Annotated in this window: 20 protein-coding genes, 1 tRNA gene and 1 pseudogene; 16 read left to right on the top strand and 6 right to left on the bottom strand. The window is 69.7% G+C overall.

From position 1 onward, the window contains the following. Window positions 1-77: 77 nt before the first annotated feature. Window positions 78-1,286, bottom strand: a complete 1,209-nt coding sequence (locus POF73_RS10210) for a sensor histidine kinase (RefSeq protein WP_272114241.1) — start codon at window positions 1,284-1,286, stop codon at window positions 78-80. Between the two features lie 312 nt (window positions 1,287-1,598). Here POF73_RS10210 and POF73_RS10205 point away from each other — a divergent pair, with 312 nt between their 5' ends. The 13 genes and pseudogenes from POF73_RS10205 (at window position 1,599) to POF73_RS10145 (ending at window position 14,810) form a co-directional block, all read left to right on the top strand. Further along, window positions 1,599-2,021 carry an NADH-quinone oxidoreductase subunit A gene (locus POF73_RS10205; protein ID WP_272114240.1) on the top strand — a complete coding sequence of 141 codons (423 nt, stop codon included), beginning with the start codon at window positions 1,599-1,601 and terminating at the stop codon, window positions 2,019-2,021. Continuing rightward, a pseudogene (locus POF73_RS10200) lies at window positions 2,012-2,603 on the top strand (NADH-quinone oxidoreductase subunit B); the annotation flags it as partial. The gene POF73_RS10205 and the pseudogene POF73_RS10200, both read left to right, overlap by 10 nt. A 274-nt stretch (window positions 2,604-2,877) precedes the next feature. Continuing rightward, window positions 2,878-4,992, top strand: coding sequence for an NADH-quinone oxidoreductase subunit C (locus POF73_RS10195; RefSeq protein WP_272114239.1), 2,115 nt, complete (start codon window positions 2,878-2,880; stop codon window positions 4,990-4,992). Next, window positions 4,989-5,957 carry a complex I subunit 1/NuoH family protein gene (locus POF73_RS10190; RefSeq protein WP_272114238.1) on the top strand — a complete coding sequence of 323 codons (969 nt, stop codon included), beginning with the start codon at window positions 4,989-4,991 and terminating at the stop codon, window positions 5,955-5,957. Before POF73_RS10195 ends, POF73_RS10190 begins: the two co-directional genes overlap by 4 nt. A 2-nt stretch (window positions 5,958-5,959) precedes the next feature. Then, complete coding sequence (locus POF73_RS10185) at window positions 5,960-6,511, top strand: NuoI/complex I 23 kDa subunit family protein (RefSeq protein ID WP_272114237.1); 552 nt, start codon at window positions 5,960-5,962, stop codon at window positions 6,509-6,511. Next, window positions 6,508-7,182, top strand: coding sequence for an NADH-quinone oxidoreductase subunit J family protein (locus POF73_RS10180; protein WP_272114236.1), 675 nt, complete (start codon window positions 6,508-6,510; stop codon window positions 7,180-7,182). The genes POF73_RS10185 and POF73_RS10180 overlap by 4 nt, the downstream gene beginning before the upstream one ends. After that, window positions 7,182-7,571 carry an NADH-quinone oxidoreductase subunit NuoK gene (gene nuoK, locus POF73_RS10175; protein ID WP_217205729.1) on the top strand — a complete coding sequence of 130 codons (390 nt, stop codon included), beginning with the start codon at window positions 7,182-7,184 and terminating at the stop codon, window positions 7,569-7,571. Before POF73_RS10180 ends, nuoK begins: the two co-directional genes overlap by 1 nt. Further along, window positions 7,568-9,562: an NADH-quinone oxidoreductase subunit 5 family protein gene (locus POF73_RS10170; protein WP_272114234.1), complete on the top strand. Its 1,995-nt coding sequence runs from the start codon at window positions 7,568-7,570 to the stop codon at window positions 9,560-9,562. The genes nuoK and POF73_RS10170 overlap by 4 nt, the downstream gene beginning before the upstream one ends. A 6-nt stretch (window positions 9,563-9,568) precedes the next feature. Further along, window positions 9,569-11,143: a complex I subunit 4 family protein gene (locus tag POF73_RS10165; RefSeq protein ID WP_272114233.1), complete on the top strand. Its 1,575-nt coding sequence runs from the start codon at window positions 9,569-9,571 to the stop codon at window positions 11,141-11,143. Then, complete coding sequence (locus POF73_RS10160) at window positions 11,140-12,663, top strand: NADH-quinone oxidoreductase subunit N (protein ID WP_272114232.1); 1,524 nt, start codon at window positions 11,140-11,142, stop codon at window positions 12,661-12,663. The genes POF73_RS10165 and POF73_RS10160 overlap by 4 nt, the downstream gene beginning before the upstream one ends. Before the next feature lie 228 nt (window positions 12,664-12,891). Further along, the gene (gene htpX / locus POF73_RS10155; protein WP_272114231.1) at window positions 12,892-13,755 is read left to right on the top strand and encodes a zinc metalloprotease HtpX; all 864 of its coding nucleotides are present in this window, start codon (window positions 12,892-12,894) and stop codon (window positions 13,753-13,755) included. Then, window positions 13,752-14,147, top strand: a complete 396-nt coding sequence (locus tag POF73_RS10150) for a YccF domain-containing protein (RefSeq protein ID WP_272114229.1) — start codon at window positions 13,752-13,754, stop codon at window positions 14,145-14,147. The genes htpX and POF73_RS10150 overlap by 4 nt, the downstream gene beginning before the upstream one ends. A 96-nt stretch (window positions 14,148-14,243) precedes the next feature. Further along, window positions 14,244-14,810 carry an SMI1/KNR4 family protein gene (locus tag POF73_RS10145; protein WP_272114228.1) on the top strand — a complete coding sequence of 189 codons (567 nt, stop codon included), beginning with the start codon at window positions 14,244-14,246 and terminating at the stop codon, window positions 14,808-14,810. A 250-nt stretch (window positions 14,811-15,060) separates the two neighbouring features. Here the strand turns inward: POF73_RS10145 and POF73_RS10140 are convergent, their stop codons facing one another. Further along, window positions 15,061-16,302, bottom strand: a complete 1,242-nt coding sequence (locus tag POF73_RS10140; RefSeq protein ID WP_272114227.1) for an APC family permease — start codon at window positions 16,300-16,302, stop codon at window positions 15,061-15,063. A 213-nt stretch (window positions 16,303-16,515) separates the two neighbouring features. Between POF73_RS10140 and POF73_RS10135 the strand changes: the two genes are divergently transcribed. Beyond that, window positions 16,516-16,782 carry a GlsB/YeaQ/YmgE family stress response membrane protein gene (locus POF73_RS10135; RefSeq protein ID WP_272114225.1) on the top strand — a complete coding sequence of 89 codons (267 nt, stop codon included), beginning with the start codon at window positions 16,516-16,518 and terminating at the stop codon, window positions 16,780-16,782. A 109-nt stretch (window positions 16,783-16,891) separates the two neighbouring features. Here POF73_RS10135 and POF73_RS10130 read toward each other — a convergent pair whose 3' ends face one another. After that, window positions 16,892-17,380, bottom strand: coding sequence for a YajQ family cyclic di-GMP-binding protein (locus tag POF73_RS10130; protein ID WP_019756392.1), 489 nt, complete (start codon window positions 17,378-17,380; stop codon window positions 16,892-16,894). A 227-nt stretch (window positions 17,381-17,607) separates the two neighbouring features. On the opposite strand from POF73_RS10130, the gene POF73_RS10125 reads away from it, so the two are divergent. After that, a tRNA-Tyr gene (locus POF73_RS10125) sits at window positions 17,608-17,689 on the top strand. Between the two features lie 155 nt (window positions 17,690-17,844). On the opposite strand, the gene POF73_RS10120 is transcribed toward POF73_RS10125, so the two are convergent. Together POF73_RS10120 and POF73_RS10115 are read right to left on the bottom strand one after the other, a co-directional pair. Further along, window positions 17,845-19,209, bottom strand: a complete 1,365-nt coding sequence (locus POF73_RS10120) for a tyrosine-type recombinase/integrase (protein ID WP_272114224.1) — start codon at window positions 19,207-19,209, stop codon at window positions 17,845-17,847. Next, entirely contained in the window at window positions 19,206-19,415 is a 210-nt protein-coding gene (locus POF73_RS10115) for a helix-turn-helix transcriptional regulator (RefSeq protein WP_272114223.1), read from the bottom strand. Before POF73_RS10115 ends, POF73_RS10120 begins: the two co-directional genes overlap by 4 nt. A 295-nt stretch (window positions 19,416-19,710) precedes the next feature. On the opposite strand from POF73_RS10115, the gene POF73_RS10110 reads away from it, so the two are divergent. Next, window positions 19,711-19,935, top strand: coding sequence for a hypothetical protein (locus tag POF73_RS10110; RefSeq protein WP_272114222.1), 225 nt, complete (start codon window positions 19,711-19,713; stop codon window positions 19,933-19,935). 260 nt (window positions 19,936-20,195) lie between these two features. Here the strand turns inward: POF73_RS10110 and POF73_RS10105 are convergent, their stop codons facing one another. Further along, window positions 20,196-21,593, bottom strand: coding sequence for a DNA primase family protein (locus tag POF73_RS10105; protein WP_272114221.1), 1,398 nt, complete (start codon window positions 21,591-21,593; stop codon window positions 20,196-20,198). Window positions 21,594-21,799: the final 206 nt, after the last annotated feature.

Below are 21,799 nucleotides of genomic sequence, written 5' to 3'. Positions count from 1 at the left end.
CCGTCGTATCTCCACCCTCTCCGAGAGCGGCTGCGCCCGACATGGAGGCCGTCGGCGTCTTGAACGGGGGGTTTTCCCTACCCCTTCTCGGCGGCGCGGTCCCGCCAGGGCAGTTCGGCCGTCACCGTGGTGGGGCCGCCCTGCGGTGACTCGATGACGAACAGACCGTCCACCGCGTCCAGCCGGTCGGCGAGCCCGCGCATGCCCGTGCCGCCGTCGAGGCGTGCGCCGCCGCGGCCGTTGTCCCACACCTGGATCAGCAGCCGGTCGTTCACCCGCCACACATCCACCGACGCGGTCTTGGCCCCACTGTGCTTGCTGATGTTCTGCAGCAGTTCGGAGACGGTGAAGTAGGCGATGCCCTCGATGGCCTGGACCGGTCTGCACTGCAGGTCGACGGTCACCTTCACCGGCACCGTGCAGCGCGAGGCGACCGCCGACAGGGCGGCGTCCAGGCCGCGGTCGGTCAGGACCGCCGGATGGATGCCGCGCGCGAGATCGCGCAGCTCCTGGAGCGCGAGCTTCACCTCGCCGTGAGCCTCATCGACCATGGCCGCCGCCGCGTCGGGGTCCTCCAGGAGCTTCTCCTTGGCCAGGCCCAGTCCCATGGCGAGGTTGACCAGGCGGGCCTGGGCGCCGTCGTGCAGGTCGCGTTCGATGCGGCGCAGATCGGCCGCCGCCGTATCCACGACGACCCCCCGGTCCGACTCCAGTTCGGCGATACGGCGCTCCAGCTCGTCGGAGGGCGACAGCAGGCCGCGCACCATCGCGCGGTCCGCGTTCGCGAGGCCCCGCGCGATGAACGGCAGCACCGGCCACAGTACGAACAGCGAGGTCAGCGTGATGACGAAGGTGAGGATGCCCCAGGGGAGGCGAATGAAGTCGTACAGGATCGTGCGCCAGCCGACCGGGTCCTTCAGCGCCAGCCACAGCTGCGGGAAGAAACCGTTCCTTCCGCCGCGCAACGGCAGCGGACTCGGCTCGTCCACCCGCACCCCGAGCAGCGCACGCGCGCGTGCCCGCTCCAGCTTGCCCAGCTGCCGCGCGCCCACCAGCCCGGCCGCGAGCAACGGGAACCCGATCACCGTCACCGTCAGAAAGGCACCGGTGGACAGCACCGTCACGACGTAGACGAAGCCGAGCAGCGACGACGGAAGGTTCGCCAGGAGATGCGCGATCTCCTTCCAGGTGTGCCGCTCGTAGGCGAAACGGGCCGGCGGCAGCGGTGGCTGCTCGGCTTCGGAGCGCCAGGAGGCGTCCCGTGAAGGGCTGGGGCGTTCGGTCATATGGGCTAGCGTGCCGCGCGCCGCGCCGCCGCGCCATGAGGCGGACCGCCGCCGTCTCCGGGGGAAATCCCCACCCCCGGGCCCGGCCGGGTGCCGCGCTCTTCCCGGGCCGCCGCATATCGACGGGATCTCAAGGCGTGACGGGCTGCTTACGGTGTCTTTAGCAGGGCCTAGACTCCCGTGCGTACAGATCGTCGAACACCGGTGTTCATCGGCGCTCATCGGCGTTCACGAGATCACAAGTCGGAGGACACTGGTCCTAGGGCCGGTTCCTGGGGCATCGGTCACGAGGTCAGGGAGCGAGGGGCGGACGTGTCGGAACAGACCGTCGTCGTCGCGGCGGATGCGCATTACGTCGTCGTCTCGGCGGACTACTTCCAGTCCTACTCGGTCGTCGGACTGCTGGCAGTCATCGGCGTGCTGTTCGTCGCCGTCGCGTTCGGCGCGGGCCGTCTGCTGCGTCCGGTGGTCCCCACGCCCGAGAAACTCCTGACGTACGAGTGCGGCGTCGACCCGGTCGGCGAGGGCTGGGCCCACACCCAGGTCCGCTACTACGTCTACGCCTTCCTGTACGTGATCTTCGCCATCGACTCGATCTTCCTGTTCCCCTGGGCGACGGTCTTCGCCGACCCCGGCTACGGCGCGACGACGCTCGTCGAGATGTTCATCTTCCTCGGCTTCCTGGCCGTGGGCCTGCTCTACGCATACAAGAAGGGCGTTCTGGCATGGACGTGACGCCGGAAGTGAATTCGCCGGAGCCCGTTCTGCTGCCGGAGCCGAAGCGGCTGGGCGCGCTGGCCCGCCTCGCGCCCGAGCCGATGAAGGTGATCCTCAACTGGGGCCGCCGCTACTCCCTCTGGGTCTTCAACTTCGGCCTGGCCTGCTGCGCGATCGAGTTCATCGCCGCGTCGATGGCCCGCCACGACTTCATCCGCCTCGGCGTGATCCCGTTCGCCCCCGGCCCGCGCCAGGCGGACCTGATGGTGGTGTCCGGCACGGTGACGGACAAGATGGCCCCGGCCGTGAAGCGCCTGTACGAACAGATGCCCGAGCCGAAGTACGTCATCTCCTTCGGCGCCTGCTCGAACTGCGGCGGCCCGTACTGGGACTCCTACTCCGTCACCAAGGGCGTCGACCAGATCATCCCCGTGGACGTCTACGTCCCGGGCTGCCCACCACGCCCCGAGGCCCTGCTCCAGGGAATCCTGAAACTCCAGGAGAAGATCGCCCGGGAGTCGCTGGGGGAGCGGTACGGAAGCGAAGCAGGACGCCCGTCGGCTGCAGCGCTGCAGAGTGGGTTGGTTCGGGGGCCGGGGATGGCGCCGGGGAGTGAGGGTGTGGGCGCTGGTGGGCCGGGTGCCGGTGGTGCGGATGCGGATGCGGGTGCCAGCGGTGCTGGTGATGCAAGTGGTGCCGGCAGTGCTGGTGATACGGGTGGTGCCGGCAGTGCTGGTGATACGGGTGGTGCCGGCAGTGCTGGTGATGCGGGTGGTGTCGGAGGCGGTGGCGCGGTGAAGCCGTCGGCCTCGGACGGTGGTGGCGCCGCTGCTGGAGGCGCTGTCGGGGGTAACGGTGCGGGGGAGGCCGACCGATGACGACGACCGGCTGGCTGCCCGCCCCCGTCGAGGATCTGTTCGGCCCGGAGGCCACGGCCGAGGAGTCGTACGAGGTCCTGACGGTCGACGTACCCCCGACCTCTTGGATCGCGGCGCTGCAGACCGCCCGCGACGAGCTGGGCTGTACCTACTTCGACTGGCTGAGCGCGGTCGACGAACCGGGCACCGGCTTCCGCGTCGCCGCCCACGTCGCCGCCCTGTCTCCGCTACGACGCCTCCTGGTCCGCACGACGGTCCCGCACGAGGCACCGACGCTGCCCTCGGCGGTCGGCGTCTACGCGGGCGCGGCCTGGCACGAGCGGGAGACACACGAGATGTTCGGCGTGGTGTTCTCGGACCACCCCGCCCTGAACCACCTACTCCTCCCCGACAACTTCGAGGGCCACCCCCTCCGCAAGGATTTCGTCCTGGCAGCCCGCGTAGCCAAGGCCTGGCCCGGCGCCAAGGAACCCGGCGAGTCCGAACACGGCGGACCGAAACGCCGCCAGATGCTGCCCCCCGGCGTCCCCGACCCCAACGAATGGGGCCCCCTCAAGGGTCAACTCCCCCCTGCCCCGGCCCGCCCGGCCAGAGGCGCCGCGCGCGCAGCGGGCGAACGTCCGGCTCGGGGCGCGGGTGAGCGTCCGGCTCGGGCTGCTGGGGAGCGCCCTGTGCGGCGGGCGCGTACGGCGGCGGAGGGTTCGGCGAGTCAGGCGGTTCAGCCAGATCAGGCGAGTCAGGCGGGCGGGGAGGCGTCTGGGGCTACGGGTCCTGGAGCACCGACGGCGGCTGGGCCACGTCGGGCTCGTTCGGCTGCGGAGGGTTCGGCCAGCCAGGCGGCGTCGGCGGTCGGAGCACCAGAGGGTGCCGCGCCGCGTCGGGCCCGTTCGGCTGCGGAGGGTTCGGCCAGCCAGGCGGCGTCGGCGGTCGGAGCACCGGAGGGTGCCGCGCCGCGTCGGGCCCGTTCGGCTGCGGAGGGTTCGGCCAGCCAGGCGGCGTCGGCGGTCGGAGCACCAGAGGGTGCCGCGCCGCGTCGGGCCCGTTCGGCTGCCGAGGGTTCGGCCAGCCAGGCGGAGGCCTCGACAGGTGGGGCTTCTGCGGAGGCGGAGGCCTCCACAGGGGGAGCCCCTGCGGCTGGTGCGGCGCCACGCCGTGCGCGTACGGCGGCGGAGGAGGGTTCGGTGAGCCAAACCGCCGCTGGAGGAGCCGAGACCTCGGCGGAGGCGGCCGACCCGTCCGAGCCGGGGAGCGGCGCGGCGGCGACCGGAACCGGGACCGGGGCCGGGGCCGGGGCCGGGGCCGGAAAGACGGCCGGGCCGCGCCGGGCGAGGAGCGCCGGTGAGGGCTCGGCGAGCCAGCGGACGGAGGCTTCGGCGGACACGGCGACCGAGGGAGTGGAGGACGGCAGGAACGCGTCCGCAACCGGTGCCACTCCCGCACGCCGCGCGCGCAGCGCAAGCGAAGGCTCGGCGTCGCAGCGCCCGGCATCCAGCACCAGGGCCCCGCGCAGCTCGGACGCCCCCTGGCACCACGCCCGCCCGGCCTTCGACGAGCCGGAACCGGAGCCCGAGCGACGAGCTGAGCCGGCTCCCCAGCCCCAGCCCCAGCCCCAGCTCCAGCCCGAGGCCGAGTCAGCACCGGAGACCTCTGCGGAGCCTGATGCCCCGGAGCCACAGCCCAAGCCCGGCACCGACGAGGCAGGCTCCGACGGGCCCGGCACCGGTGAGGCAGGCTCTGGCGAGGCAGGCTCCGACGGGCCCGGCACCGGTGAGGCAGGCTCTGGCGAGGCAGGCTCCGACGGGCCCCGCCCCGGTGAGGCAGGCTCCGACGGGCCCCGCCCCGGCGAGGCAGGCTCTGGCGAGGCAGGCTCCGACGGGCCCCGCCCCGGCGAGGCAGGCACCGCCACCGCCGGGCAGGCGCCGAAGGCCGAGCCGGTCGTCACTCCCGACGAGCCTCCCGCAACCGGCGGCGAGGACGCCGAACCTCAGCAAGAGCCCGGGGCCGTACCCACCCCCGAGCCCGGCCCGTCCGACCCCGCGGGCACCCCCGAAGCCGGAGATCCCGCAGAACCCACCGGCGACCGCACCGACCCCGCAGGAGGCCCGCAGTGAACGACGCGCTCGACGTCACCCTGCGACTCCTGATCGTCTTCGTCGTCTTCCTCACGTTCCCCCTGATCATCGGCCAGACCGAGCACAAGGTGATGGCCCATATGCAGGGCCGTCTCGGCCCGATGTACGCCGGCGGTTTCCACGGCTGGGCCCAACTGGTCGCCGACGGTGTGAAGTTCGCGCAGAAGGAAGACATCGTCCCGGCCGGCGCGGACCGCCGTATCTTCCAGCTCGCCCCCGCCGTCGCCCTCCTCCCGTATCTGCTCGTCCTCCTCGCCATCCCCATCGGCCCGAGCGAGGGCGCGGTCGGCGAGGTCATCGACGCGGGCGTCTTCTTCGTGCTCGCCGTCATGGGCGTCGGCGTCCTCGGCGCACTCATGGCCGGCTGGGCCTCCGCCAACAAGTTCTCCCTCCTCGGCGGCCTGCGCACCGCCGCCCAGCTCCTCGCCTACGAACTCCCCATGCTGCTGACCGCCGCCTCCGTCGCGATGGCGGCCGGCACCGTCTCCCTCCCCGGCATCCTCGACGCGTTCGAGTGGTGGTGGCTGCCCTGGCAGATCGTCGGCGCGATCGTCTTCTTCGTGGCCGGCCTGGCCGAACTCCAGCGCCCGCCCTTCGACATGCCCGTCGCCGACTCGGAGATCATCTTCGGCGCCTATACCGAGTACACCGGTCTCCGCTTCGCGCTCTTCCTCCTCGCCGAATACGCCGGAATCGTCGTCCTGTGCGGCCTGACCACCGTCCTCTTCCTGGGCGGCTGGCACGGTCCCTGGGGCGCCGACGGACTCGGCTGGGTCTGGACCCTGCTGAAGACGGCCGTCCTCGCCTTCATCGTGATCTGGCTCCGCGTCACCTATCCCCGCCTGCGTGAGGACCAGCTCCAGAAGCTCTCCTGGACCCTCCTCGTCCCCCTTTCCCTCGCCCAGATCGCCCTCACCGGCGTCGTCAAGGTGGTGATCCAGTAACCATGGCCCCCATCCCTGGAAGTGGCCTGGCCAAGGGCCTGGCCGTCACCCTCCGCACGATGACGAAGAGGTCCGTCACCGCGCAGTACCCGGACGTCCAGCCCGACCTCCCGCCCCGCACCCGCGGTGTGATCGGCCTGTTCGAGGAGAACTGCACGGTCTGCATGCTGTGCGCCCGGGAGTGCCCGGACTGGTGCATCTACATCGACTCCCACAAGGAGACGGTCCCGGCGGCGACCCCCGGCGGCCGCGAACGCAGCCGCAACGTCCTCGACCGCTTCGCCATCGACTTCTCCCTGTGCATGTACTGCGGTATCTGCATCGAGGTCTGTCCTTTCGACGCCCTGTTCTGGTCCCCGGAGTTCGAGTACGCCGAGACCGACATCCGCGAGCTCACCCATGAACGTGACAAGCTCCGCGAGTGGATGTGGACCGTCCCGGCGCCGCCCGCCTTGGATCCCGGCGCGGAGGAACCCAAGGAGATCGCAGCCGCCCGCAAGACCGCCGAGAAGCTGGCCGCCGCGCAGGCCGAACCGCAGGACGGAGAGTCGTGAGCCCTGCCGCCGCCAGCCACGGTTTCCTCTCCCCGACCGGCGTCGAGATCGCCTTCCTCCTCGTCGGCCTGGTCACCTTCGGCGCCGCTTTGGTCACCGTCACCACCCGGCAGCTGGTGCACGCCGCCCTGTGGCTGGTGGTCACACTCGGCGGCCTCGCCGTCGAGTACCTCCTGCTCACCGCGGAGTTCATCGCCTGGGTGCAGGTCCTCATCTACGTGGGTTCCGTCGTCGTCCTCCTTCTGTTCGGTCTGATGCTCACCAAGGCCCCCATCGGCCGCTCCCCGGACGCCGACTCCGGCAACCGCTGGGCAGCCCTCGCGGTGGCCGTCGCCGCCGCGGCCGCCCTGGTCTGGGTGGTCGTCGACGCCTTCCGCACGACCTGGATCGACCTCGACGGCCCTGCCGCCGGCTCCACCCGCGCCACCGGCGAGAGCCTGTTCCAGAACTGGGTCCTCCCCTTCGAGGGCCTGTCCGTCCTTCTCCTCGCCGCCCTGGTCGGCGCGATCGTCCTGTCCCGCAAGGCGAAGTCCGATTCGAGCTCTCCCCCGGTGAACTCCCGAGCCGTGCCCGGGAGTTCCCCATCCGTCCCCGATTCCCGCAATCACCCGATCGGGCGAAATGGGTCGGTCGAGGGAACCAAGTCGGCCGAGCAGGAAGGCGCCCGCTGATGCACCTCGCCTATCCCGCCGTACTCTCCGCTCTCCTCTTCTGCACCGGCCTGTACGGCGTACTCGCCCGCCGCAACGCGATCCTGGTCCTGATGTCGGTCGAGCTGATGCTCAACGCCGTCAACCTCAACCTGGTCGCCTTCGACGTCTGGCTCAGCAGGGCCGCCGAGGAGACCCTGCACTCAGGCCAGGCCCTGACCCTGTTCACCATCACCATCGCCGCCGCCGAGATCGGCATCGGCCTGGCGATCGTCCTCGCCGTCCACCGCAACCGCGGCACCTCGGACATCGACAAGCTCCGCGACACCGCCGAGGGTCACGAAACCGACGGCCCCGACCACGACGCCCTCACAGCCGGGCAGGCCGAGAAGGCTGAGGCCACCGCGTGACCACGACCACCCTCGCCGTACTCGTCCCCCTTCTTCCGTTCCTGGGCGCCGCGGCCGGCCTGCTCCTGGGCCGCACGGCCCCCGGCTTCGTCCGCCCGCTCGCCGTCCTGCCGACGCTCGTGTCCCTCGTGTTCGCCGCGGTGGTCGCCGTGCGCCAGGGCGGCGACCAGGCGATCAACGCCGCCACCGAACTCACGCCCACCGGCTCGGTCCCGATCGACCTCGCCCTGTACATCGACGGCTTCGCCGCCCTCGTCGCCGTACTCGTCGGTGTCGTCGCGACCTGCGTGCAGATCTACTCGACGGGCTACCTGCGCGACGACCCGCGCTACCCCTCCTACGCCGCGCTCGTCTCCCTGTTCACCTCCGCGATGCTGCTCGTCGTCTACTCCGGCGACCTGATGGTGCTGCTGGTCGGCTGGGAGATCATGGGCATCTGCTCGTACTTCCTGGTCGGCCACTACTGGGAGACCCCGGAGGCCCGCGCCGCCTCCATCAAGGCCTTCCTGGTGACCAAGCTCGGTGACGTCCCCTTCCTCATCGGCCTGTTCGCGCTGGCCACCGACGCCGGGTCCTTCCGCATCACGAAGGTCCTCGGCACCGTCGCGAGCGGCGGGCTCGACCACCCGACGCTGATCGCCCTGCTGCTCCTCGCGGGCGTGGCGGGCAAGTCGGCGCAGTTCCCGCTGCACACCTGGCTCCCCGACGCGATGGCCGGCCCGACGCCCGTCTCCGCGCTGATCCACGCCGCGACGATGGTCGCCGCCGGTGTCTACTTCGTCGCCCGTCTCCTCCCGGTCTTCGAGGCCTCGCAGGCCGCGATGATCGTCCTCGCCGTGATGGCCGCCATCACGATGGTCGGCTCCGGTCTCGCCGCGCTCGCGCAGGACGACATCAAGCGCGTCCTCGCCTACTCGACAATCGGCCAGCTCGGCTACATGACCGGCGCCCTGGCCGTCGCCGACCGCGGTGCCGCTGTCTTCCACCTCCTCTCGCACGGCGCCTTCAAGGCGCTGCTGTTCCTCGCGGCCGGCGTGATCATCCACGCCGCCGGCACCAACTCGCTGGCGGCCATGTCCCGTATGGGCCACCTGCGCGACCGCGTCCCCGACGCCTACTGGACGATGACCGTGGCGCTCCTCGCGCTCGCCGCGATCCCGCCGTTCAGCGGCTTCTTCTCCAAGGAGTCCGTCCTCGGCGCCGCCGAACACGTCGCCACCGGCCACACCGAGCATGCCCCCGGCCCTGCGGGCTGGCTCGTCCTCGTCGCCGGCCTGCTCACGGCCCTGCTCACCGCCGCCTACGCGATGCGCCTGTGGTTGCTGGCCTTCCGCGGCCGGGGCGCCGAGGCCCCCGACCACGGCAGGCAGCCGCTGACGATGACCGTGGTGCTGTGGGTGCTCGCCGTGCCGTCCCTCGCCGTCGGAGCGCTCGCCTACCCCGTGCTCCCCGACTGGTTCGACGGCCGCGACCTCACCCCGACCCTCACCACATCCGTGCTCGGCACCGGCGTGGCCCTCGTCGGAGGCATCGTCACCTACGCCGCCTGGCGCCACACCACCGCGCTCGCCGCCCGTGTCCCGCTGGGCGCTGTCGCGGCCCACCCCGAGGGCGACGCCGCCAAGGTCGAGGCCGAGGCCATCGCCAGCCACGCGCCCGCATACGGGGGGGTGGCCTACGCACCGGACCCGTCGGACCCCGGCCGACTGCTGCTCGGCCCGCTGCACCGGCACGCGGCCGTCGGCTTCCACCTCGACGCCGTGTACCGGACGTTGTTCGTCCGCCCGGTGCAGGGCGGCGCGAGTCTCGTCAGGTTCCTCGACCGCGAAGTCGTCGACACCTATGTACGAGGCGCGGGGGCTCTACCCCGCTGGCTAGGCATCGCCGTACGGCGCGCCCAGACCGGCAACGTGCAGACCTATGTGAGCGCGCTGCTCGCCGGCACCGTCGTCCTCGCGGTCGCCGCCGTCCTTGTCGCCACGGGAGCGTGAGCAGGCGTGATCGATATCAACGAGTCCGTGATGCAGTTCCTTCTGGCGTTCGTCGTCGTCGGCCCGCTCCTCGGCGCCGCCGCCGCTCTTCTGCCCGCCCCGCCCGGGCTGAAGGGGAAGTCGCCCGAACAGGCGGTGCTCCGGCACGGCGTAACCGTCACCGGTGCGGTCCTCATCGCGGCGATCGTCCTCGCGCTCGGCTTCGACCACGACCAGCCGTCGAAGATGCAGGCCAGCACGGACATCAGCTGGATCCCCGCACTAGACGTGCGCATCCACCTCGGCATCGACGGCATCTCCCTCCCCCTTGTCGTCCTGACCGCGCTGCTGACCTTCCTCTGCGCGCTCTACTCGTACTTCAAGATGCCCTCGGGCCCGACCCCGAAGGCCTTCGTCGCACTGCTGCTCGTCCTGGAGTCCGGCACCCTCGCCACCTTCGCCGTCCTCGACCTGCTGCTGTTCTTCCTCGCCTTCGAGATGGTCCTGATCCCGATGTACTTCCTCATCGCCCGCTGGGGCGGTGAGGGCCGGGCCGCGGCCGCCTGGAAATTCATCCTGTACACGCTGCTCGGCTCCGTGGTCATGCTCCTCGGCCTGCTCCTGATCGGAATCAAGGCGGGCACATTCGACATGGTGGCACTCGCCACTGACAACGGCCGGTCACTGACCGCATCCGTGCAGGTCATCGCCGTTTTGGCGATCGGGCTCGGGCTCGCGGTCAAGACGCCGATGTGGCCGCTGCACAGCTGGCTGCCCGACGCCCACACCGCCGCGCCGACCGTCGGCTCGGTCCTGCTGGCCGGCGTCCTGCTGAAGATGGGCACGTACGGGTTCGTCCGCATCCTGCTGCCGATCACCCCCGACGGCTTCGCCGACTTCGCGCCGTATCTCGCCGCCTTCGCCGTCGTCGGGATCATCTACGGATCCCTGGCCTGCCTCGCCCTCGCCAAGCGGGGTGCGAAGGGCGACCTCAAGCGCCTCATCGCCTACTCCTCCGTCGGCCACATGGGCTTCGTCCTGCTCGGCATCGCCACGATGACCCCGACCGGCGTGAACGGCGCCCTGTTCGCCAACATCGCCCACGGCCTCATCACCGGCCTGCTGTTCTTCCTGGTCGGCGCGCTGAAGGACCGTACCGGCACGACCGACCTCGACGCGCTCGCCGAGCAGACCGGCGCCGCGCTGTACGGCAAGGCTCCGCGCCTCGGCGGCCTGCTCGCCTTCGCCGCGGTCGCCTCGCTCGGGCTGCCGGGCCTCGCCGGGTTCTGGGGCGAGATGCTCGCACTGTTCGGCGCGTTCGAGCCCGCCGCCGGCCTCAGCCGCCCGGCCTTCCTCACCTTCATGACGATCGGCGCCTTCGGCACCCTGCTCACCGCCGCGTACCTGCTCGTCGTGGTCCGCCGCGTGTGTATGGGCGCCGTACCGCAGGAAGCCCCGAGGCTCACCGATGTCCAGAGCTACGAGTTCGCGGCCTGGACCCCGCTCGTCGCCCTCACCGTCGTCGCCGGACTGTGGCCGAAGACCCTCCTCGGCCTCACCGACCCGGCCGTGCAGCAGCTCCTCGCAGGAGGCACCCGATGAGCTCCCTGGCCCAGCCCCTGGCCGAGTCGCTGGTCCAGTCCGTCGACTGGCTCGCCATCGCGCCGCCCACCGTCGCGGCGGTCGTCGCGCTCGTGGTCCTCGTCGCCGACCTGTTCCTGGCAGAGAGCAGGAAAGCCCTGCTCGGCTGGGTGTCCGTGGCCGGCCTGGCAGCCTCGGCGCTCCTGCTGCTGCCCCTCCTGGACGGCGACCGCTCCACCTTCTGCCTCTCCGGTGACCCCGGCACCTGCAGCTACACCGCCGACCGCTTCACCCTCGTCATCCAGTTCCTGGTTCTCGGCGGCGCCCTCCTCGCGGCCCTTCTGTCGGTCACCGCCCTCAGGGACGCCAAGAAGGAACTGCCCGAAGGGGAGTTCTGGTTCCTGCTGCTCTCCTCCGCAGCCGGAGCCGCCCTCCTGCCCGCCTCCCGGGACCTGGCAACGCTCATCGTCGCCCTCGAAGTCGCCTCGCTCCCCGCCTTCGCGCTGGTCGGCCTGCGCCACGGCGACCGCAAGTCCTCCGAAGCGGCCCTGAAGTTCTTCCTGTCCTCGGTCACCGCGACCGCGGTCAGCCTCATGGGCATCAGCTTCGTGTACGCCGCCACGGGCACCCTCTACCTCACCCGGATCGCCGAGCGGATCCAGAACGTCGACGCGCAGCTTCAGATCCTCACCCAGACCGGAGTCGTCCTCACCCTGATCGGCTTCGCCTTCAAGACGGCCGCCGTGCCCTTCCATTTCTGGGTGCCGGACACCTATGTGGGTGCGCCCCTGCCGGTCGCCGCCTATCTGTCGGTCGTCGGCAAGGCGGTCGGCTTCACCGGCCTGATCCTCATCACGATCATCGCCCTCCCCTCCTACGCCGACGTCTGGGGCCCCGCCCTCGCGGCGCTCGCCGCCCTCACCATGACCGTCGGCAACGTCGGCGCCCTGCGCCAGCAGGCCACGCGCGCGTACAGCGCGGTACGTCTGCTCGCCTGGTCCTCCGTCGGCCAGGCCGGCTACCTCCTGGTGCCGATCGCCGCCGCCGCGTACTCCGACGACCCCGAGCGGTCCATCGGCTCCACCGTCGCCTACGCCCTCATGTACGCCGCCGTGAACCTCGGCGCCTTCGCGGTGGCCGCACTGGTCGGCCGTACAAAGCCGCTCAACCGCGTCAGCGACTACCGCGGTCTGTACGCGCGCAACCCGCTGTCCGCCCTGATCCTGGCCTTCTTCCTGCTCTGCCTCGCCGGACTCCCGCCGGGCATCATCGGCCTGTTCGCCAAGGTCACCGTTTTCTCGGCAGCCGTCGACGCGGGCCTCGGCTGGCTGGCCGTGGTCATGGCCGTCAACGTCGTGATCGCGCTGTTCTACTACCTCCAGTGGACGGCCCTGCTGTTCCGCGCTCCCGAGGGCGAGCCCGTCAAGCACCTCCTGCCCGCCCCCGTGACGGCCACGATGGCTCTCACCGGCGTGCTCGGCATCGTCCTGTCGGGAGCGCCCCAGCTGATCCTGCGCTTCGCCGACACCGGGCTTTTCTGAGCCCTGGCGCATTCCGCACGCGCGTGTGGAGCACCCCACGCCCCACGCGCGTGCCGGAGCCTTCACCCGGACGGCCCATGCCCGCCGCCGTACGGACAAGGGAACCCGTGGCCCTCGCCTGGCGTTGACCAGTACGGAAGGGTCCACTGGACGTGACACCACGGCACCAGTGGCACCGCAGATCGAGCAGCAAAGGGTTCCCCTGCCGCACCACTTGGAGGGCGTACCGTGCACCGCCGGCACAACGGGCTCAGGACCGCAGTCCTCCTCGGGGGACTGTCCGCACTCATCATCGTCATCGGCAGCTTCTTCGGCCGCATGGGGCTCGTTGTCGCGGTCCTGATCGCGCTGGGTACGAACGCGTACGCGTACTGGAACAGCGACAAGCTGGCGCTGCGCGCGATGCGGGCCCGCCCGGTCAGTGAGTTCGAGGCCCCGGCGCTGTACCGCATGGTCCGCGAGCTCTCCACGCAGGCCCGCCAGCCCATGCCCCGCCTGTACATCTCCCCGACGGAGGCGCCGAACGCGTTCGCGACCGGCCGCAACCCGCGCAATGCCGCCGTGTGCTGCACCGAAGGAATCCTGCGCATCCTCGACGAGCGCGAACTGCGCGCCGTCATCGGTCACGAACTCAGCCACGTCTACAACCGCGACATCCTGATCTCGTCGGTCGCCGGAGCCCTCGCCTCGGTGATCATGTTCCTGGTCAACTTCGCCTGGCTGATCCCGATCGGCCGCTCCGACGACGACGAGGGCCCCGGCATCCTCGGCCTGCTGCTGATCATGATCCTGGGCCCGCTGGCCGCCACACTCATCCAGCTGGCCATCAGCCGCTCCCGGGAGTACGAGGCCGACGCGTCCGGAGCCCAGCTCACCGGCGACCCGCTCGCGCTCGCCAGTGCGCTGCGCAAGCTCGAACTCGGCACCAAGCAGCTGCCGCTGCCCCCCGAGCCCCGCATCGAGACCGCCAGTCACATGATGATCGCGAACCCCTTCCGCCCGGGTCAGGGGTTGTCCAGAATGTTCTCTACACACCCGCCGATGGCGGACCGTATCGCCCGGCTCGAAAAGATGGCAGGCCCCCCACAGTGAAGACCATCCTCAACGTCATCTGGCTCGTTCTGAGCGGCTTCTGGCTGTTTCTCGCCTACCTGCTCGCGGGCCTCCTGCTCTGCATCACCATCATCGGCATCCCGTTCGGCATCGCTGCCTTCCGTATCGGCGTCTACGCCCTGTGGCCCTTCGGGTACACCACGGTCGAGCGCCGCGACGCCGGAGCACCCTCCTGCGTTGGCAACGTCCTGTGGCTGATCCTCGCGGGCTGGTGGCTGGCCATCGGCCACATCGTCACGGGCCTCGCCCTCTGCATCACGATCATCGGTATCCCGTTCGGCATCGCCAACTTCAAGCTGATCCCGGTGTCGCTGTTTCCGCTGGGCCGCGAAATCGTGCCGACGGACCAGCCGTTCTCGTCGCGCTGGTAGCCGGTGGGACAGGGGCGGTAGCCGCAGGGTTTTCCACAACGCTGCGGTTGTCCACAGGCCGCCCCGATTGTCAGTGGCGGCTTGCATCATGAATGCATGACCGAGAACGAGCAGTTGCTGACGAAGGTGGCGGACAAGGCCGGCAACACCCGTCCGTGGGGCTGGCCTTCGCTCCCCGAGCCTGTGGACGCGGCCACCCTGGCCCGCGCCGAGGCCACCCTCGGCTTCCGCCTGCCCCAGCTGCTCGCCGACCTCTACCTGCGTATAGGAGACGGCGGATTCGGCCCGGAGTACGGCCTGTTGCCCCTGCTCGACAGCCCTCCGTCCGGTGAGCCCGCCGCGGTCACGCAGTACCTCGCCAACCGCGAGAGCACCCGCAAGGACCCTGACTGGCCCTGGCCCGAAGGCGTCCTTCCGATATCCCACTGGGGCTGCGCGATGTACGCGTGCGTGGACTGCCGCAGTCCACAGGCCACCGTCCTGCTCTTCGAACCGAACGCCGACGACGCCGACCAGGCGTGGTATGTCGACGCCCCGAGCCTCACCGACTGGCTGCGCGCCTGGGTCGACGGCACGGGTTGGTACGAGGAGATGAACGAGGAGCTGGAGATGGCCCCTTGGGCCGACTTCCGCATACGTACGGCGGTGGCACGGACGTCCTGAGCAGGCCTGCACCAACGCCTGGCGACTCGGTCGACGGGCGCTGAGCGGACCGCTCGTTGCCGAGTGGGCCGATCGTGACGGCGTGCCGAGTGGACCCATGACGTCGATCGACCCGCGCCGCATACGGACGCTGAAGAGACCGGGCGACTTCTCGTGCTTCGCGCCCTCAGCGAGGTCCAGCGGCCATACCTACCGGTCTACTCCCCGCCACCCGACCGCTCCACCACCCACCGCCGCACGCCGTACGCGATCACACCCACCGCCGCACGCCGTACGCGATCACACCCACCGCCAGCACGCCCGCACCGGCAACGACCGATGCCCCCGGAAGGGAGAACGCCAGCACCACGCAGCCGAGGAGCCCGACCGCCGGCACGAGCCGTGCAGTCGGCTTCGGGTCGAGCGTCCAGGCCGAGGCATTGGCCACGGCGTAGTACGCCAGCACACCGAAGGAGGAGAACCCGATCGCGCCCCGCACGTCCACCGTGGCGGCCAGGACCGCGACCACCGCACCCACGGCCAGTTCGGCCCGGTGCGGTACCTGGAAGCGCGGATGCACAGCCGCCAGGGCGCCGGGCAGATGACGGTCACGGGCCATGGCCAGCGTCGTCCGCGAGACGCCCAGGATCAGAGCGAGCAGCGAGCCCAGCGCGGCGACGGCCGCACCCACCCGTACCACGGGCGCCAGCCCCGGCACGCCGGCCGCCCGCACCGCGTCGGCCAACGGCGCGCCCGCTTCCCCGAGACCCTCCGCTCCCAGCACGGAAAGGACGGCAACCGCCACACACGCGTACACCACCAGCGCGATGCCCAGAGCCAGCGGAATCGCCCGGGGGATGGTGCGCGCCGGATCCCGCACCTCCTCACCGAGGGTCGCGATCCGCGCGTACCCGGCGAAGGCGAAGAACAGCAGCCCCGCCGCCTGCAGCATCCCGCCCACGCCGCCCGAGACCCCGACGTCCAGGCGCCCGGCATCGGACTCCGCGGACCCCAGACACACGACCACCACACAAGCGAGGACAGCCAGGACCACCGCAACGATCGCCCGCGTCAGCCAGGCGGACTTCTGCATGCCGCCGTAGTTCACCGCGGTCAGTGCCACCACGGCCGCGACCGCCACCGCGTGTGCCTGCCCCGGCCAGACGTAGGCGCCCACGGTGAGCGCCATCGCCGCACAGGAGGCCGTCTTGCCCACCACGAACGACCAGCCCGCGAGATACCCCCAGAACTCCCCGAGCCGCTCCCGGCCGTACACATACGTGCCGCCGGAGGCCGGATACAGGGCGGCCAGCCGCGCCGACGACGTGGCGTTGCAGTAGGCGACCACGGCGGCGACCGCGAGCCCGAGCAACAGCCCGGATCCGGCCGCGTGCGCGGCCGGCGCCAGGGCGGCGAAGATCCCGGCCCCGACCATCGAGCCGAGTCCGATGATCACTGCGTCCCCGACCCCCAGGGTGCGCCGCAGCTCGAAAGCAGAACTGGAGCCCGTCATGGTCCGATCCTTACTGATCAGTGCAACCGAGGAGTGCCACGGTGACGTCTTCTTCTTCAACAAGGCACGAACAAGCGCGCCATGAGCCGGTCTCAGTGCCAAGTGGCACACGGCGCGAAAAGCACACGCACGTCGCGCCACGCACAGCCTGTCCGCACCGAAATCACACAGGTCGGACAGTGAAAGCACAGCGCGGAAGGGCAGGTTCAGGGCATGACCATCATCAGCTGGATCATCCTGGGGCTGTTGGCCGGGGCCATCGCCAAGTTCCTGCTGCCGGGCCGCGACCCGGGCGGCTTCATCGGTACGACGATCATCGGTATCTCCGGCGCGTTCATCGGTGGCTGGATCTCATCCCGCTGGCTGGACCACCCGATCACCAAGGACTTCTACGACGGCGCCACCTGGGCCGCCGCCATCGGCGGCTCGCTCGTGCTCCTGATCGCCTACCGCATCCTGTTCGGCCACTCGCGCAACTGAGCCAGGAGCACACCCCAGACCGCAGCCAGCAGGCGAGAAGGGTGGGCACCCTCGGGGGGTGCCCACCCTTCCTCGTCACTCCTGTGGCCTACGACCGTGAGTCAGCGGCTCACCGGTAGTTCACGAACTGCAGCGCGAAGTCGAAGTCCTTGCCCTTCAGCAGGGCGATCACGGCCTGCAGGTCGTCCCGGCTCTTCGAGCTGACCCGCAGCTCGTCGCCCTGGACCTGTGCCTTCACGCCCTTCGGGCCCTCGTCACGAATGATCTTCGCCACCTTCTTCGCGTTCTCCTGGGAGATGCCCTCCTCGATCGACGCGAAGATCTTGTACTCCTTGCCCGAGAGCTGGGGCTCGCCCGCGTCCAGGGCCTTCAGCGAGATCCCGCGCTTGATCAGCTTGGACTGGAAGACGTCGAGGACAGCCTTCACCCGGTCCTCGGAGTTCGCCTCCATCAGGATCTTGTCACCGGACCACGAGATCGAGGCACCCACGCCCTTGAAGTCGTAGCGCTGCGAGATCTCCTTGGCGGCCTGGTTGAGGGCGTTGTCGACCTCCTGCCGCTCGACCTTCGAGACGATGTCGAAACTGGAGTCGGCCATGTGCTGTGGCTCCTTGTATCGGGGTGCGTGTGGGGTGCGTGTCGGCGGGCGTGGGGGTGGCCGCCGAGCCCGGGGCAGGCCCCGGACCGCATCCGGACAAGCCTAGCCACCCCTGGTCCTCAGAGAGGCGATCAATCGGGTGGCGAAGCACCCCTACGCATCGGGTATTGTTTACGTCGTTGCCAGGGAGCACCGCCGAAAGGCGGTTCGAACGAGGCAGCAAACCCGGCGGTGTGCCCGAGCGGCCAAAGGGAGCAGACTGTAAATCTGCCGGCTCAGCCTTCCCAGGTTCGAATCCTGGCGCCGCCACACGGGAACTAGGGGCCCTGTGACCTGCCGAAATGGCAGCTCACAGGGCCCTTAGTCATGTGCTCTGGCGATCGGCGAACTGTCTCACTCTGTCTCGCGTTCGAACGCCTCGTCTCGGACTCTGTGGACGGGGCGTGGACGGGATTTTCAGCCCCTCACGCGCTCTGGCCCAGTCGGGCAGAGATCTTGGCGTTCGCGGCCTCGTCTCCGTCCTTGAGGAACTTGGCGTATACGCGGAAGAGCACGGCCACGCTGTGTCCGGCGCGCTCCGCCACAAGCTGAGGTTCGACGCCGGAGCTGAGCCACGTGGACACCGCAGCATGACGAAGGTCATACGGCCGCTTGGCCAACACCGACTCGAACTCTGTAGGGGCCAGGGCTCGCGAGCGAGCCTCAGCCCAGACTTCGCCATAACCGGTGTCTTGGATCAGCCCGCCGCGCATCGTCTGGAACACCCGACCGTCAGGGGATGTGCCGTACGCAGTGAGATGCCACCGCAGCAACGCGACCAGTTCAGGCGGAATCGGCACGCGTCGCACCGCCTTGCGTGGCCGATGCTTCAGTCCCTTCTTCTCGTGTGCCTCGCCACTGTCCGTCCAGGCCGTACCGGAGCGGGGGCGTGTCTCACGGAGTCGGAGCAGACCCCACCCACGACGCGGCAAGTCGCAGTCCCCGACTCGCAATCCGATGACTTCGGCCGGCCGTGCAGCTGCGTAGTACATGCAGCCGAAGAAAGCCATGAGCCGTCGGCCGCGCTTGCTCTGATCCCGCACAGCAGCCAGTAGCTTCGCCGCTTGGGCGGGATTCGGCACGCATTCCGGATCTACCTCCTCTACAACCTGCTCGGGTGCTGTCCACTTGACCCGGTCCAACGGGTTGTCGCTGAGCAATTCAGCGTCTACTGCGAATTCGAGTGAGTTATAGAAGATTGCGCGCTTTCGGCTGATTGTTCCCGGCGCTGCGGTTGTGCCGTCCAGCTTCTTTGACAACGCGCTCAGGGCGGCCCGAACGACAAGCCGGTCGGACAGTGCGGACATGGGGAGTGACTTGCGCTTGAACCAGTCCAGAACCTTGACCACGTCAGCAGGGGTTTCCTCGTCCCACCGGTTCTTGTTGAAGGCCCAACTGTAGAGAGCACGTCGGACGTCTCTCTTGTCCGGCATTCCCTTGGTGTCCTTCACCAAGGCGGGCGTCACTGTGGCCATGGCCTCAGCCAGCGTGCGGCGGGTGTTGCCGGGGGAGTCGTCCCACTTCATCGCGATGTAGTTCCGGGCGTGCTCGTACCACGAGATGTCCCGGTTCTTGTCGACCATGGATTTCGGCAGACCGCTGTCCACGTCGAACGGCTCGCCGTCGCGCGCCGCCGTGATGAGTTGGGCCCGGCGGCTGTCCGCCAGGCCCTGAGTGAGGAACGACTCCGAATGGGGGCGGGTGCCCACCTTCCAACGGAGTTGATAGGGCTTCCGGTAATCACGCTTCCGGATGGCCCAGATCTTGACGGTGTAGCTCCACTCAGTCACGCGGCTTCCAATTCTTCCTTGAAGGCGTCCAGGACACTCCGGCGCACGCAAATGCGGCCGGACGGTGTACGGCGGGCTTCCGGCGCGTAACCGCGATCGCGCCACCGGTACCAGGTGGCACGACTGATGCCGATCTCTTCCAATGCGTCGGGTAGGGGTACCAGTTCGTCCTTCGGCGCACGGCGCCGACGGGTCGGGGGGCTCATGCTGGAATCTCCTCGGGGCGGGAGGCGGGGCGGGGGTGTGGGTGGCATCACGATGCTGTGGCGTGCGGCCCGCCCTTGCGGAGGGCAGGGGCAGCGGTGTCCGATAGGCGCCATGACTGAAGCGTTAGCGGCCCCTGGGGGCGCAGATGGATCGGACGACCAGGACCTTCTGTACCGGGACGGGGAGTGGACTCGGATTCCGTCCCCGATATCGAGTGAGGGAGACTGGGACAAGGCAGTCTCTGAAGCCGGATACAAGGAATTTTTCGGGTCTGGGGACCCGGATTCGAACTACGTGACCATCCATCTGTACCGGGGGCCGTCGAACTACCTGATCGATCTGTCATCGAATGTGTCGAGCGAGGTGGTGTATGCCGCCACGTTGCCGGACGCGATGGACCTTCTCGCCAAGTGGATGCCAGTCGTCACCTCGGCGAGCTTGGGTTGTTTGCTTACCGAGCTTGACCAAGGCGAATCAGCGCTGGGCCAGTTGATCGCCAAGGCTGTCGGGAAGCAGTGAGGCCGCTTGGCCGCCGGGGCCCTCGGCGGGTTTGAGGCGGGTGTCCGCTCGTAGCGCCAATCGGTGGGGCTAACAATGCTGTGGGTCGCGGACCATCGCGGACCACCTTGTTTGACCTGCGGTTTTGGTGGGGTGACTGCGCGGACCATCGCGGACCACGGAGCTTCGGCCGGTCCGCGATGGTCCGCTCTGCGCTTTGGTGTAATCCGCAGGTCATGAGGGGTGGTCCGCGATGGTCCGCGACCCGGCGGATTGTGGAACTAGCTCTGGCCGGCGGCGCAGAGAGCGACCCCGGTGTAGGTGCGTACCCGGCTTTCGCCGTCGCGGGGGCGGGTGAGGGTGAGTTGGGGGATGACGGAGAGCAGGTTGCGGCCGAAGACCTGTTTGGTGCCGGGGCGGACGTTGTTGTCTTCGGCCCACTCGCGCCAGACCGTCCACAGGGCGTCTACGGGCACGGAGCAGGTGGGTCCGGTGGTGCAGCGTTCCCGGATGAACGCGGACGTGGGCGAGGCGGTGTCCTGCATGGTGGTGACCGCCTCGCGGCTCGATGCCGGTTCGGTGATCCGGGCCGTGCGCTGAAGACGCGCGAGGCCTTCTAGAGCCCAGTTGAGGATGCCGGGCATCTCGGCGGTGAGCCGGTCGAAGAGGGTGGGGTCTTCCTTGCCCAGCCAGGACACCCGCATGTTGAGCAGGACGAAGCGGCGGGCGATGACGCCGGAGGAGTCGCCGAAGTGCGGCAGTTCGTTGGACAGGATCACCAGCCGGGTCGGCAGCTTGCCGGTCCACACCGCGCGGTATTTGCGGTCGATGTCGATGGTGTCCTCACCCGAGATCGTCAGCAGCCGTTCGACGACTTGGCTGTTGTCGTTCCCGGACAGCCGGGCGTCGGAGATGACCGCGAGCGGCTTGCCGACCAGGGTGGACAGGCCGAAGTTCGTGCCGAGGCCGGCGAGGGTGGGCCCGGCGAGGTTCTCCTTGCCGACCAGCTCTTTGAGCACGCGGGCGATGGTGCCCTTGCCGGAGCGGGACGGGCCGACGATGAGCAGGATCTTCTGCATGTCGGTCCGGCCGGAGAGCACGTAGCCGAACCACTCCTGAAGTGCAGCGATGGCGTCGGGGTCCTCGGGCCAGATCTGCGCCAGGAAGCGTTCCCATGTCGGTGCGCTCGCGGCGGGGTTGTAGGCGAAGGGGACGGAGACCAGGTTGAAGAATCCGGGCCCGTGCGGCAGAAGCGCGCGGTCCCGGATCCTGAGCAGGCCGTTGTCACAGGCCACCATCGGCCCGGTGTCTGCCGCGTTGTCGCCGTCGATCCAGGCGGGAGCGTCGGTCTCGGTGGGCAGCAGGGTGATGGCGCCCAATGCGTCGAGAAGGTTGCTGATCTTCTGCTTGGTGGGGGCCCAGTCGCGTTCCTCGAACTCCCCGTCCTTGGCCGGGGCGAGGTAGACGGCGTGTTCGAGGCGGGTGTACATAGCCGCGCGGATCTGTGCTTCGTCCATCTCCCGCCAGCAGGTTCCCGTCCAGCGCATCCAGGACGCGCGCCAGCGCCGGCAGACCAACTGCCCGTCCTGGCTCTGCCAGTCCGGCAGGAGACGGCGGGCGACGGCCAGGGGGTTGGACGGCGGCGGCAGTTCCTCGGTCTCGGTTGTGGGGTCGGTCATGCCGCGTGCCTCCCTTCCTGGGGGTTGCGGAGCGGGCAGTTCTCACGGTGGGCGGTGTGGTCGGTGATCAGGGCCAGCACTCGCTTGTGGCCGACGGCGCTGCGGTCCCTGCCGCACAGGCACTTCGAGGTGGCCGTCGGGTTGGGGGGGGGGGGGGGGGGGGGGGGGGGGGGGGGGGGGGGGGGGGGGGGGGGGGGGGGGGGGGG

Source organism: Streptomyces sp. HD (assembly GCF_028369295.1).
In the GTDB taxonomy this organism is placed as follows: Bacteria; Actinomycetota; Actinomycetes; order Streptomycetales; family Streptomycetaceae; genus Streptomyces.
The sequence above is the reverse complement of the archived record's forward strand: the minus strand, read 5'-3'. Positions and strand labels throughout refer to the sequence as shown.